Source organism: Arthrobacter sp. Y3221048 (assembly GCF_059092685.1).
In genome coordinates, this window is the sequence record NZ_JBNHHX010000004.1 from 311,008 (window position 1) to 323,650 (window position 12,643).

Here is a 12,643-nt window from a genome sequence, read left to right on the forward strand (position 1 = left end):
TGGGAAGTCATTGGCAGGTTTCTTTTCGAAGGGTTCGGATGCAGACAGCACGGCCCGCGCGGCCCGGGCGCATGGGTCTTGGGCTTCTCGTCGTCGCCCTGCTCGTTGGTTGTTCCCCCTCGCCCACGACCACCTACATCGACACGAGCGGTCGTGAAACGACTGTGGACTGGCGTGCTTATCCGGGCCACGCCCACATTGCAGCCGAGGAAGTACTTTCTGCGCCTACCCGAGAGCAGACCGAACCACTGGCGGATGCCCTTTTGTCCGACGTGGAATCCGCGCTCAGCAGAGAGTACGGGATGCGCTGGCAGCGCGACGGGGAAGCGGGCTGGTATCCGCAGGAAGGAAACGGGTACGGCGGCGAGTCCGCGTATTCCACCTACAACTCCGCCAACCGCATCAGCGGCTCGGCTCCCCCGGCGCCTCGAGACTGGCAGCGCATCATTGACATCGTCGACGGGAGACTCGCAGACCATGGTTTCGATGCGGTGGTTCTCGATCACCAGTCATCGCCGCACGGCGACGATGAAACCTGGCAGCGGGAACAGCGGGAGCGCTTCGGAACCGATGATCCGGACGGATACTGGGTGTGGAGCGGAGCGGCACAAGCGGATTCCCAGTGGCTGTCGATCACTCTGCTGGATGTGTCCCGCGACCCGTCCGGCAAGGCAGCCGCAGAAGCCGCGGAGCACGGGTGGGCAGCTCGATCGATCACGCTGGGTTACGGCGCCACCGCGCTGTCGGAAAGGGACATCGAGAACTTCCGGCGGGACCTTGCACCGTTCGCCGGATTGGAAAAGCCGGAGCCGACAACCTCCGACTGACACGACGGACGGATGCACAGCGGCCATTTCTACGTCTCCGCAAGGCGCCGGTCCCCCCAGGTTAGGCTTCAGCCAGGCACCCACGGGGACAGCGGCGGCGACTCGCACCGCCGGACAACAACGAAATCCTGAGCCGCAGGTACGGCACGAAGCCCCGGCCGGCGCACCACCGGGTCGTGTTGGGCCGCCACGCCTTCATCAAGGGCTGGCGGGTCGCGGTCGCCGCGTGGTTCTTTATCTCGCTGGTCCTGAGCATCATCGACCAGCTGGCGTCGCCGCACTCCTCTTCCCTGAGCTTCTGGGGTCTGGTGCTGACGCTCGGCTTGTTCTTCGCCGCCGTACTGGCCGCACCGTTCGCGCTCCTGCTGGGCACGCCGCTGCGCCCGGTTCGCCGGCAGTGGGTCCACGTGCTGGCATTTGCCGCAGGGCTGGCTGCACTGACGTGGGGAACCGTCGCCCTGCTGGCTCCGGGCACGGGTGCGCTGCCGGCCGTTTTCGCGGTGATCGCCGGAACCTCTGCCGGGCTCGGCCGCGCGGCGGTGATCCCCGACGTCGACGTCTACGACGACGGCACGAACCATCCAGCCGGGATCAGCGAGGATTGGCGGCAGCCTGGACCAACGGAAGGGCCCGCTCCCGGAAGTGGCTGTTGAGCACAATCACGGACGACGAACGCAGCACCGTATTGGTCGCCATGACCTGATCGAGCACGCGCTGCAGATCCGCGTTCGACCGGGCGACGACACAAGCCAGCAGGTCGCTTTCACCGGAGACGGTGTGCAGTTCCAACACCTCGGGAATGTCGGCGAGCGCGGCAGCCACGGCGTCGTGCCCGGACTCCTGCCGGATCACGAACGAACAATAGGCACGCACCACGTACCCCAGCGCCTCGGGCGAAAGCCGCGGCCCCCAGCCCACCGTCACGCCGGCGCGTTGCATCTTGTCCAGCCGGGCCTGTACTGTGGCACGCGCTACTTTCAGCACCCGCGAGGCTTCCAAAACGGACATCCGCGGGTCCTCCGTGAATAGCGTGACGATGTCGGCATCGAGAGAGTCGATCTGCATGACGCTCTGCGTCCTTTCGGGTTCGGTGCCGCCAGTTGTGGGACACTGCTAGACAAATTGTCAGCTTACGGGCTGGTTTCGCCAAACAACAGGACAGTCGATGCCGCGTTTTACCGCCACCCACCACCGCGACCCGAGCGCCCCACCGCCCGCCGGACTGGGCCACGGGATGAAGCAGCGCCAGCTGATCATGATGGGACTCGGCAGCGCCATCGGCGCCGGGCTCTTCCTCGGCTCCGGAGCGGGCATCCAGGCCGCCGGCCCGGCGGTGTTGATTTCGTACTTGCTCGCGGGCACGTTGGTGATCATCGTGATGTGGGCGCTGGGTGAAATGGCCGCCGCCAACCCCAGCAGCGGTGCCTTCTCGACATACGCCGAGAAGGCGCTGGGCCGCACCGCCGGCGCCACCATCGGCTGGCTCTGGTGGCTGCAGTTGGTAGTGGTGATAGCGGCCGAGGCAGTGGGCGCCGCGGGCTTGCTGGCCACGGTGTGGCCGGCGCTGCCTGTCTGGCTGCTCGCGCTCGTGTTCATGGTGGTCTTCACCGTGGTCAATCTGTTCGGGGTACGCAACTACGGTGAATTCGAGTTCTGGTTCGCCATCTTCAAGGTCATCGCCATCCTGGCCTTCCTCGCCATCGGCGCCGCCTTGCTCTTCGGCTGGCTGCCCAACGTCCCGTCGCCCGGGTTGGGCGTAATCTTCGGCGACGACGGCTTCGCGCCCAACGGCATCGCCGGCATCGGCGCCGGGCTGCTGGTGGTGATCTTCGCCTTCGGCGGGACCGAGATCGTGGCCGTTGCCGCCGCGGAAACGGAAAACCCGGGAGCCAGCGTGGCGAAGGCCATCCGGACCGTTGTCTGGCGCATCCTGGTGTTCTACTTCGGCTCGGTGCTCGTGATCGCGCTGACGGTGCCCTGGGATTCGGAGGCACTGGCATCACCCTTTGCCGCGGTACTCTCGATCGCCCAGATCCCCGGCGCGGATGTGGCCATCACCCTGGTCGCCGCCGTTGCGCTGCTCTCGGCGCTCAACGCCAACCTGTACGGCGCATCCAGGATGATTTTTTCCCTCTCGGAACGCAACGAGGCCCCCGCTTCCCTCAGGAGGCTCAGCCCCCGCCGGGTTCCGGTCAGGGCCGTGCTGGCCTCCGTGGCGTTTGGTTTTGTGGCGGCCGTACTTGAACTGTTGTTCCCTGAGCGCGTCCTGCCCGTGTTGCTGAACTTCGTTGGGTCCACCTGCCTGGTGGTCTGGGGGATGGTCCTGCTGTCCCAGCTGGTGCTGCGCCGCCGGGCCGACCGCGACGGCACCGAACTGCCGTTCCGGATGCGCGGCTTCCCGGCGATGACGTATGCGGGCCTTGCCTTGCTGGCCGCAATCCTGGTGCTCGGCTTCTTCTCCCCGGTAACGGGTATCCAGCTGCTCTCGACCCTGGCGCTGATCGCCGCGATAGCCGCGGCGGCAAAACTCGCCGCACGCCGAACACCTGCCGGAAGTTTACCCCGCCGGTAGCAGTAAGCAGTTTGCCTACAGTTATCGCTGATACGTCCGGCGAACTGTGCACACTGTTCGGTGTTTTCGTGACAGATTGCACACTCCACGTAGGGTGACTAGTGTCACCATAAGCAACTGACGCCGTCGTACTCCTCCCCCGCGGGGACCGCGGCGGCCCCAAAACTACGTGGAGGAGCAGGCATGAGCAGCGTTCTTTCCCTGGACCCGTCCGCCCAGCCTGACCTGTCCGCCGAGGAGCTCAAGGAGCTCTACCGGCTGATGGTGTCGGTGCGCCACCTGGACGAATCCGCCATCCGTTGGCAGCGCCAGGGCCTGATTCCCGGCTACGCACCGGAACTCGGACAGGAAGCCGCACAGGTAGGCAGCGGGTACGCGCTGGACATGTCCCGCGACTTCGTCTTCCCGACCTACCGCGAAATGGGCGTGGCCCGGACGGTGGGAGTGGACATGGTCGAGTACATGTCCACCCATAAGGCCAGCTGGCACGGTGGCCTCTACGATCCCCAGGCCACCCGCTTTGCCCCGATCCAAGCGGTGGTGGCGGGCTCCGTGCTGCACGCCGTCGGCTGGGCGCACGGCCAGACCCTTTCCGGCACCCCGGCTGGAGAACTCGGCGTGGCCATCACCTACTTCGGCGACGGCGCCAGCTCGCAGGGCGACGTCCACGAAGCCATGAACTTCGCCGCAGTCATGAAGGCTCCGGTGGTCTTCTTCATCCAGAACAACGGCTTCGCCATCTCGGTGCCGACCGAACGCCAGGTGGCCGGGGGCTCCGTAGCCGCCCGTGCCGCCGGCTACGCCATGCCGTCCCTCCAGGTGGATGGCAACGACGCCGTGGCGGTCCACCAGGCGACCGCCGCAGCCCTCGCCCATGCACGCGCGGGCCATGGGCCGGCCGTCGTGGAAGCCATGACGTACCGGCGGGGCCCGCACTCCACCAGCGACGACCCCGGCCGCTACCGCACCCTGGCCGAGGAACGCGCCGACGGCGGCGAGGATCCGCTGCTGCGCATGCGCACCCGGTTGGAAGCCGACGGCGTCGCCGGCGAGGACTTCTTCGCCGAGGTGCTCGAGGCCGCCAAGGCGGAAGAGGAACAGATCCGGGAGGGAGTGGCGGCATTGGGCTCCCGTCCCGGCACGGAGATGTTCGATTTTGTCTACCAGGAACCCACACACGCGTTGAAGGCCCAGGCACGCGCCTGGCGGGAGGAGTCCGAGCATGCCTGAGCACAAGACCCTGAGCGACCTTGAAGCCGCCATCGACAACACCACAGAAACCAGCGCCCAGCAGGAATCCGTGGACGTGGTGGAACCGGGCCACGTCACCGCCGTCGAAAACCTCTCCATGCAGCAGGCCCTGAACCGCGCGCTGGCAGAGGTGCTTCAGGACAACCCCAAGGCCTTGGTCCTGGGCGAGGACGTCGGACAGCTCGGCGGCGTCTTCCGCATCACCGACGGCCTGCAGAAGCAGTTCGGCGAGGCACGGGTTTTCGACACCCCGCTGGCCGAATCCGGCATCCTGGGCATGTCCGTGGGCCTGGCCATGGCGGGATACCACCCGATCCCCGAGGTGCAGTTCGACGGGTTCGCGTACCCGGCGATCAACCAGATTGTGTGCCAGGTGGGCCGGATGAACTACCGCAGCCGCGGCACCATGCCGATGCCGATCACCCTGCGCGTGCCCAGCTTCGGCGGCATCCGCGCTCCCGAACACCACGGCGAGTCGCTGGAATCGCTGTTCGCCCACGTGCCCGGCCTGAAGGTGGTTTCGCCGTCCAGCCCGAACGAGGCCTATCACCTGCTCAAGCACGCGGCCACGCGGCCGGACCCGGTGATCTTCATGGAGCCGAAGTCCCGCTACTGGCAGAAGGGCCCGGTGGACACCGGCGCCGAACCGGCTGGCTACTCCCCCGAAGGCTCGCGCATCGTCCGCGAAGGCAGGCACCTGACCCTGGTGGCCTGGGGCGCCATGGTGGCCCGCTGCCTGCAGGTCGCCGAGCTCGCCGCCGAAGACGGCATCGAGCTCGAGGTGCTGGACCTGCGCTGGCTCAAGCCCATCGACGCCGAAGGACTGGCCGCATCCGTGGCCAAGACGCGCCGCGCCGTCGTCGTGCATGAAGCACCGCTGACCTCCGGCCTCGGTGCGGAAGTGGCCGCACTGATTACCGAGCGCTGCTTCAACACCCTGCGGGCACCTGTTGAGCGGGTGACCGGATTCGACGTACCGTACCCTTCGGGAGACCTGGAAGACGAGTACGTACCCAACATTGACCGCATCCTGTTCGGGATCCAGCGAGTATTGGAGTATCGCCGTGGCTGAAATTACGTTCCCCCTGCCGGATCTTGGTGAGGGCCTGATCGAGGCAACCGTGCTGGAGTGGCTGGTCGCCGAGGGCGAGCAGATCGAGCGCAACCATCCGCTGGTCGAGGTGGAGACCACCAAGTCCGCCGTCGAGCTCCCCTCCCCGCAGGCGGGCAAAGTGGTGAAAATCCATGGTGAACCCGGCGACACCATCAAGGTGGGCGAACCGCTGATCGTCTTCGAGGTTCCCGACGACACCGCCGGTATTGTGGGCACCGTACCGAAGGAAGAAGCGCCTAAGCGCCGCGTCCGCCTGACCGCGGCGCTCGACGACGAGGACTGAGCATGGGAAACAACCCGCAGCACACCGTTGAAGGCCTCGACCCGCGCCTGCACGTTCAGGTGCACGAGGCCGCCGAAGGGACCGAAGGCCCCCGCCGTCCGGTGATCCTGCTGCACGGTTTCGCCTCCTCCAGCAAGCTCAACTGGGAGGACGCCGGCTGGATCACCGCGCTGACCCAGGCCGGCCGGCGCGTGGTCACGGTGGACCTTCCCGGCCACGGCGAAAGCGCCGCGCCGGAAGAGATGGATGCCTATGCGCCCAGCCGGATCCGCGCCGACCTGCTGCAGCTGGTCCAGGACGCGAAGGTCCGTCCGCTGAAAGAGAACGACCCCGACACCGGGGTTGACCTGATCGGCTACTCCCTGGGAGCGAGGCTGGCGTGGGAGTTCGGGGCCACCCAGCCCGAACTGGTCCGGCGGATGGTGCTCGGCGGGCCCGGCAGCAGCGATCCCTTGGCGGACTTCGACCTGCGCGCTGCCCAGCGCTTCCTGGCGGACGGGACGCCCATCGAGGACGTCAACACCGCCGAGCTCCTGCGGATGGCCAAGCTGGTGCCGTCGAACGACATCTTCGCGCTGATGACCATGATCGAGGCGGTCAAGACCGAACCGTTCGTCCCGACCGAGGCCGTGCCGAGGATGCCGGTGCTCCTGGTGGCCGGCGACAAGGACGACCTGGCCGTCACCGCACCGGAGCTGGCTGCGCTCTCCGACTCGGCGGAGCTGATGTGGCTGCCCGCGCGCACGCACGCCAACGCGGTGACCTCCCGGGCGTTCAAGACCGCCGCCATCGAATTCCTCGCTGGTTGACCGTTCGCGCATTTTTTCGGTGCCGTGTAGGGCGCTTTTGGTCGGTACAATTACCGATGAGACTAAATTCCTGGGGCGTGGAGGCTTGATGGAGGTATTCCTGGGCGGGCGCTACAGGACACGGGAGCTCATAGGCACCGGCGGGGCAGCGTCCGTGTACCGGGCCGTGGACGAATCTTTGGGCCGCGAGGTGGCGGTCAAGATGTTCGCACCGACGACGCCGGACGATGACGAGTACCGGCGGCAACACACCGAAACCCTGCTGCTGGCCACGCTGAACCACCCCGGTTTGGTGACCTTGCTGGATGCCGGCCTGCACACGGCGGCCGACGGCGCCACCACCAGTTACCTGGTGATGGAACTGATCGAAGGAGCCGACCTCCGGCGCAGATTGCGGAGCGGCCCGCTCACGTCCGTGGACACAGCCCAAATCGGGGCCGACCTCGCCGATGCGCTCAACTACATCCACGATCAGGGTGTCATTCACCGCGACGTTAAGCCGGCCAATATCCTGCTGGCCAACGGCAGCCCGAACGACACCCGGCACCACCCCAAATTGTCCGACTTTGGCATCGCCCGGATGGTCGAATCCAGCATGGCCACGGCCCAGGGCGCGACCATCGGAACGGCGAACTACCTCAGCCCGGAACAGGCCGTCGGCGAGAAAGTTACCGGTGCCAGCGATGTTTACTCCTTGGCCCTGGTACTCTTCGAGTGCCTTACCCAGCGCAAGGCCTTCCCGGGTACGCCTATGGAGGCAGCGGTCGCACGCCTACTGCGGGACCCGGAGTTTCCCGATTCGCTGGATCCCGAATGGGCGGACCTGCTGACCTGGATGACCCGCCGCGACCCTCAGACTCGTCCGACCGCCCACGAAGTGGCCTTGAGGTTGCGGAACCTGGCAGAAGCGCCGCTGCCCGAGCAGATCGTAGCGACGGCCCCCGTGTTGTCATCCCCTGCGTTGTTGAACGGTACGACCGGATCGGACACGGCCGGGGCAATCGAAGAGCGTACCGGCGGGCACATCACCGGAAACGTGGCCATTCCCGCGCCGCCGAACCGCGCTCCCAGCGTGGGCTGAACCGACGTTCTGCAAACTCTGCCCGCCGCCCGCTTGTTTCATCCGCGCCTGGGTGCGGGGCCGCTCGCACTCCTAGGGGTGCTGCTCGCACGCCTAGGAGTGCGGCTGCTCGCACGCTTGGCGATTGCTCCGGCGGTCTATCGCGGCGAAATTCGCCTAGGGAGCATCCCCGGGCACCGCCTGATCTGCGCGGGTAGATGGTTGGCGCCGCCAAAGGGCTAAGCCAGTGATGGTGCGGCGTGGAGTGGTTGGGGTGGGACGTGGGTTTGCCAGTAGGAGTTGCGCAGCGGTTTGCGGCGGGGGTCGATGTAGTCCGGCGGGGTGAACCAGGGGATGCCGTCGACGACGTTGATCTGCCAGTTGCCTTGCTCGATCAGGTCGTGGTGGAGCAGGCAGAGGCACACCCCGTTATCGACGGTGGTGCGGCCGCCGGCCCACCACGGGATGATGTGGTGTGCTTCGGTCCAGAACGCGGGCATGCTGCACCCCGGGAAGGCACAGCCCTTGTCCCGGGCGACCAGGGCCCGGCGGATGGCGCGGTTGAAGAACCGTTGCGACCTGCCCAGGTCCAGGATTTCGCCCTCGGACCCGAGGACGGCCGGGATGATCTCCGCGTCGCACGCCATCCGGCGCACCGTGGTGGCCGAGACCGGGCCGGTGAAGACCGCGCTGCCGCCGCCCGAGAGCAGCCCGGCCAGCTGGTCATACCCGGTGGTAACGATCACCTGTGTCCGGTGCCCGCCCGAGTCCGGAAGCCTGCCGGTGTTCAACGCGATCCGGCAGGCCCCGACCAGGCCGGCCAGCAGCTTCTGCGCCCGGGTGGCATCGTCCATCGCCTCCACCACGGCCGGATCCACTGCCCCACGGCCATCAGCCCCTGCCGACCCAGCCCCTACAGCCGGAATCATTTCCGGGTCGGCAGCGCATGTGGCGGCTGCGGCGTTTGCCACGCCGGTCCCGGCCGCACCAGCATGATCCGTGACTGCCGCTGTGCTGCGTGCGTCGGTGTTTCCCGCGCTGCCAGTGCCGGGGCCGGCGGATCCTGCCGTGCCACCTCCACTTCCGCCGTTGGCGGCGGTTTCGATGGCGTCGGGGCGGATCCGCGGGTTCGCGGCGCTGTTCATCACGGTGGCGAGGGCTTCGTACTGGGCATCGGTGGTGTTAATGACGAACTGGTGCAGCCCCCGCCGCCGGCCCCGGTAGAACATGCCCTGCCGGGCCCGCAGTTCCTCCTCCGTCGGCTCGGCACCGTCCTGGTCGACCGCAGTTTCCCACGTCCTGGCGACCATCACCAGGGTGTCGGCATCGGCCTCTACGGCCTGCCGGACCAGCGACGCTTCCATCGCCTGCAATGCCTCCGGGGTGCCGGCGTGCCGGGCCCGGTCCAGCGAATCCACCACCACGGCCGCGGCTTGGCCGCTGACCTCCCCGCCGGCCATGGCCTCCGCCAAGACCGGCAGCGCGGGGACCCCGGGTTCCCCGTCAAACCGCACCGGCGCGGTGATCGCCTTGCCGACCCGCAGCCTGCGCCGCGCCTCGACGATACCGATCCCCAGCCTTGAGCGCAGATACTCCGCGGTGTTGGCAAACTCCGTCTTGCGGCGGCGCTGCGCCTGCTTGGACCCGGACAGGTCCGCTTCGACGGCCTCCACGCCGCCTGTGCTGATCGCCGCCGCCGGATCCGCCCACTCCCCCGCCCCCGCCGGGCTGGACGCGACGGCACCGGCACCCGCCCCTGCCCCCGCAGCTCCGGCGGGGGCAGACTCCCCCGCCCCGGCACAGGCTCCGGCCTCGGCGCCTGTGCCGGCTCCGGGTCCGGGCGCCGCCGGGTGTTCCCCGTTGGCGGCGATGTCCGCCCGTTCCACGGCCTGGGCGCCGACGGCCTGCAGGAACTCCACGAGCTTCGAAACGTCCTCCACCGCCGCTACGGTACTAACCAGATCCCGGGTGGACAGGGACGCCGAGTCGGCGGGAAAGCAGTCAGCGACATCCTGCAGCAGGACAAACGCCTGGGCCAGGGATGTTCCCATCTCCCCGGTGCGGTCCAACGGTGCAAGAGCCATACCACAATTTTATTCGTACACACATTCGATAGCCATCGGAACGGGTAATTGTGTAGGAGTAGTGGATGACCCCTTGAAATACGCTCGAGCGGCCGTCGCGTAATCGGCGTACCTTGCCATGCGGATTCCGCTTGTCCGGTCGGCCGGTTCTGGTGACTGGTTTCGACGCTGTATCGCCCAAGGGTCAGGCCGCTTTCCTGCGCAGTAGCCACTTTCGGCGGGTCCCAAGGCCCGCGGTAGCCGACCAACCGGGCCGGCCGTAGCCCCCACCATCCCACCCACCAGGCCGACCGTAGCCCCCACCATCCCCACCCACCAGTCGGTCGAAAAACCTCTCAGCCGCCTTGACGTGGCCCCCGCCACAGGCCATGATGGATCATATACGATTTCGTACTTCACAGGAGGATGCTTTGTCCGAAGCCAACGTCACCCAGTCCGCGGGCACGCTGCAGGCGGTTGATTCCCAGATCCTGGAGGACGCCGGCAAGGTGCTGGCCGTACATCTGTCCTACAACTCCCGGGCGGCACAGCGTGGACGGGTTCCGGCGAACCCCTCCTACTTCATGAAGGCTTCCTCCTCGCTGGCCCTCTCGGGCGGCACTGTGGAGCGCCCCGCGGGCACCGAACTGCTGGCCTTCGAGGGCGAAATCGCCCTCCTCATCGGCAAGCCTGCCCGCCGCGTCACCGTAGAGGAGGCCTGGGACCATGTTGGCCATGTGACCGCCAGCAACGACCTGGGCGTCTACGACATCAAGTACGCGGACAAGGGCTCCAACGTCCGCTCCAAGTCCGGCGACGGCTTTACGCCGATCGGCCCGGCCCTGCTGCCCGCCGCGTCGGTCAACCCGGACGCCCTCCGGATCCGCACCTGGGTCAACGGCGAGGTCGTCCAGGACGACACGACCGCCGGCCTGATCTTCTCCTTCGCCCGCATTGTCGCCGACCTGTCGCAGCTGATGACACTGCACCCGGGAGACATTATCCTCACCGGAACCCCGGCCGGCTCCTCCGTGATCGTGCCGGGCGACGTCGTCGAGGTCGAGGTTTCCGACGAAGCCGCCGGGCTGAGCACCGGCCGCCTGTCGACCACGGTCACCCAGGGCGAGGCGGAATTCGCGTCCTTCGGCAACACTCCCAAGATCACCGACGCCGACCGGATCGATGCCTTCGGCAGCGAGGAAGCGGCCGGCCTGGCCCCGGCAATTACCGGCAAGTCCGCGCTGACCGAGGACGTCAAGGCCAAGCTGCTGTCGGTCGCCACGGCCACCATCTCCGGCGCGTTGCGGAAGCGGGGGCTGAACAACGTCAGCGTCGACGGCCTGCTGGCCACCAAGCCCGGGCAGAAGGTCATCGGCACCGCCCGCACGCTGCGGTATGTGCCCAACCGCGAGGACCTGTTCAAGTCCCACGGCGGCGGCTACAACGCGCAGAAGCGCATCATCGACGCCCTCGGCCCGGGCGAGATCCTGGTCATGGAGGCCCGCGGCGAGAAGGGCTCCGGCACCCTCGGGGACATCCTCGCCCTGCGCTCCCAGGTGCGCGGTGCGGAAGCCATCATTACCGACGGCGGGGTCCGCGACCTTTCCGAGGTGGCGGCGCTGGACATCCCGACGTTCTACAACGGCGCCCACCCGGCGGTGCTGGGACGCAAGCACGTGCCCTGGGACACCGACGTGACGGTTGCCTGCGGCGGCACCACCATCCAGCCCGGGGACATCATCGTCGCCGACGACAACGGCATCCTGGTGATACCGCCGGCCCTCGCCGCCGAGATCGCGGGCGAGGTCGTCGAACAGGAACGCCAGGACAGCTTCGTCTTCGAGATGGTCAAGGAGGGCCACAAGATCGAGGGCCTGTTCCCGATGAACGCCGAATGGCGCGCACGCTACGAGGCCTGGGTCGCGGAGCAACCGAAGTGACCACCCTGGCCCCCAGCAAGTCGGAACAGGCCTACGAGCTGCTGCACGAGCGGATCGCCAAGGGCGAGCTGGTGCCCGGCTACCGGCTGGTCCTCGGGACCATCGCCGCGGAGCTTGGCTGCAGTACCGTCCCGGTGCGCGAGGCGATCCGCCGGCTGGAGGCCGAGGGCCTGGTGACGTTCGAGCGCAATATCGGCGCGACGGTGGCAGCCGTTGACGCCGAGTTGTACCTGCACACCATGCAGACGCTGGCCGTGATCGAGGGCGCGGCAACGGCCTTGGCCGCGCCGCTGCTCTCCGCCGTGGACCTGGCCGAGGCGCGCGCGGTCAACGCCGAGCTGCGCCGGTGCCTGGAGGACTTCGATCCGCGCCGCTTCACCCAGCTCAACGACCGGTTCCACGCCGGGTTGTACGAACGCTGCCCGAACCCGCACATCCTGGACCTGGTACACCGGGGCTGGAACCGGCTCAACGCGATGCGGGCCTCCAGCTTCAGCCACATCCCCGGCCGCGCCCGCTCCTCGGTCGAGGAACACGAGCAACTGCTGGATTTGATCGACGCCGGTGCCAGCACCGGCGAGGTGGAGAAGGCGGCCCGGGCACACCGGACCAACACGCTCAACGCCTACCTGGCCGCGGACGGCTTGCCGCCCTCGCCCCTGTAGGCCGCGCCCGCTGCGGAAGGCGACAACCCGCCGTCGTCAGCGGCCAAGCACCCTCTACA

General features: G+C 67.6%; 12 protein-coding genes. 10 read left to right on the forward strand and 2 right to left on the reverse strand.

The window, feature by feature from the left end; translation table 11 throughout:
• Positions 1-38: 38 nt before the first annotated feature.
• On the forward strand, positions 39-827 hold the full coding sequence (locus AC5RVS_RS13930; RefSeq protein ID WP_494108590.1) for a hypothetical protein: 789 nt from the start codon (positions 39-41) through the stop codon (positions 825-827).
• A 176-nt stretch (positions 828-1,003) separates the two neighbouring features.
• Positions 1,004-1,480, forward strand: a complete 477-nt coding sequence (locus tag AC5RVS_RS13935; protein WP_494108591.1) for a hypothetical protein — start codon at positions 1,004-1,006, stop codon at positions 1,478-1,480.
• On the opposite strand, the gene AC5RVS_RS13940 is transcribed toward AC5RVS_RS13935, so the two are convergent.
• Positions 1,419-1,892, reverse strand: a complete 474-nt coding sequence (locus tag AC5RVS_RS13940) for an Lrp/AsnC family transcriptional regulator (RefSeq protein ID WP_493967957.1) — start codon at positions 1,890-1,892, stop codon at positions 1,419-1,421. The genes AC5RVS_RS13935 and AC5RVS_RS13940 overlap by 62 nt on opposite strands.
• Positions 1,893-1,992: 100 nt before the next feature.
• Here AC5RVS_RS13940 and AC5RVS_RS13945 point away from each other — a divergent pair, with 100 nt between their 5' ends.
• The 6 genes from AC5RVS_RS13945 to AC5RVS_RS13970 all read left to right on the forward strand — a co-directional run bounded on the left by AC5RVS_RS13945 (position 1,993) and on the right by AC5RVS_RS13970 (position 7,937).
• On the forward strand, positions 1,993-3,399 hold the full coding sequence (locus tag AC5RVS_RS13945) for an amino acid permease (protein WP_493986830.1): 1,407 nt from the start codon (positions 1,993-1,995) through the stop codon (positions 3,397-3,399).
• A 183-nt stretch (positions 3,400-3,582) separates the two neighbouring features.
• Positions 3,583-4,629, forward strand: a complete 1,047-nt coding sequence (locus AC5RVS_RS13950) for a thiamine pyrophosphate-dependent enzyme (protein WP_494108592.1) — start codon at positions 3,583-3,585, stop codon at positions 4,627-4,629.
• A gap of 118 nt (positions 4,630-4,747) precedes the next feature.
• Entirely contained in the window at positions 4,748-5,722 is a 975-nt protein-coding gene (locus AC5RVS_RS13955; protein ID WP_494108689.1) for an alpha-ketoacid dehydrogenase subunit beta, read from the forward strand.
• Positions 5,715-6,047, forward strand: coding sequence for a biotin/lipoyl-containing protein (locus AC5RVS_RS13960; protein ID WP_493986828.1), 333 nt, complete (start codon positions 5,715-5,717; stop codon positions 6,045-6,047). The genes AC5RVS_RS13955 and AC5RVS_RS13960 overlap by 8 nt, the downstream gene beginning before the upstream one ends.
• A 2-nt stretch (positions 6,048-6,049) precedes the next feature.
• Positions 6,050-6,856 (forward strand): alpha/beta fold hydrolase, encoded by an 807-nt coding sequence (locus tag AC5RVS_RS13965; RefSeq protein WP_494108593.1) that lies wholly within the window; start codon positions 6,050-6,052, stop codon positions 6,854-6,856.
• 88 nt (positions 6,857-6,944) lie between these two features.
• The gene (locus AC5RVS_RS13970; RefSeq protein ID WP_494108594.1) at positions 6,945-7,937 is read left to right on the forward strand and encodes a serine/threonine-protein kinase; all 993 of its coding nucleotides are present in this window, start codon (positions 6,945-6,947) and stop codon (positions 7,935-7,937) included.
• A 218-nt stretch (positions 7,938-8,155) separates the two neighbouring features.
• Here AC5RVS_RS13970 and AC5RVS_RS13975 read toward each other — a convergent pair whose 3' ends face one another.
• The gene (locus AC5RVS_RS13975; protein ID WP_494108595.1) at positions 8,156-10,000 is read right to left on the reverse strand and encodes an HNH endonuclease signature motif containing protein; all 1,845 of its coding nucleotides are present in this window, start codon (positions 9,998-10,000) and stop codon (positions 8,156-8,158) included.
• A gap of 446 nt (positions 10,001-10,446) precedes the next feature.
• On the opposite strand from AC5RVS_RS13975, the gene AC5RVS_RS13980 reads away from it, so the two are divergent.
• Together AC5RVS_RS13980 and AC5RVS_RS13985 are read left to right on the forward strand one after the other, a co-directional pair.
• Entirely contained in the window at positions 10,447-11,919 is a 1,473-nt protein-coding gene (locus tag AC5RVS_RS13980; RefSeq protein ID WP_494108690.1) for a fumarylacetoacetate hydrolase family protein, read from the forward strand.
• A complete protein-coding gene (locus AC5RVS_RS13985) occupies positions 11,874-12,584 on the forward strand; it encodes a GntR family transcriptional regulator (protein WP_494108596.1) in 711 nt (236 codons plus the stop codon). Before AC5RVS_RS13980 ends, AC5RVS_RS13985 begins: the two co-directional genes overlap by 46 nt.
• Positions 12,585-12,643: the final 59 nt, after the last annotated feature.

What these genes read in the sequence shown, in the direction of transcription:
- AC5RVS_RS13930 (WP_494108590.1), top strand. Translation starts at nt 39, where the DNA reads ATGCAGACAGCACGGCCCGCGCGGCCCGGGCGCATGGGTCTTGGGCTT.
- AC5RVS_RS13940 (WP_493967957.1), bottom strand. Translation starts at nt 1,892, where the DNA reads ATGCAGATCGACTCTCTCGATGCCGACATCGTCACGCTATTCACGGAG.
- AC5RVS_RS13945 (WP_493986830.1), top strand. Translation starts at nt 1,993, where the DNA reads ATGCCGCGTTTTACCGCCACCCACCACCGCGACCCGAGCGCCCCACCG.
- AC5RVS_RS13950 (WP_494108592.1), top strand. Translation starts at nt 3,583, where the DNA reads ATGAGCAGCGTTCTTTCCCTGGACCCGTCCGCCCAGCCTGACCTGTCC.
- AC5RVS_RS13955 (WP_494108689.1), top strand. Translation starts at nt 4,748, where the DNA reads ATGCAGCAGGCCCTGAACCGCGCGCTGGCAGAGGTGCTTCAGGACAAC.
- AC5RVS_RS13965 (WP_494108593.1), top strand. Translation starts at nt 6,050, where the DNA reads ATGGGAAACAACCCGCAGCACACCGTTGAAGGCCTCGACCCGCGCCTG.
- AC5RVS_RS13970 (WP_494108594.1), top strand. Translation starts at nt 6,945, where the DNA reads ATGGAGGTATTCCTGGGCGGGCGCTACAGGACACGGGAGCTCATAGGC.
- AC5RVS_RS13975 (WP_494108595.1), bottom strand. Translation starts at nt 10,000, where the DNA reads ATGGCTCTTGCACCGTTGGACCGCACCGGGGAGATGGGAACATCCCTG.
- AC5RVS_RS13985 (WP_494108596.1), top strand. Translation starts at nt 11,874, where the DNA reads ATGGCGCGCACGCTACGAGGCCTGGGTCGCGGAGCAACCGAAGTGACC.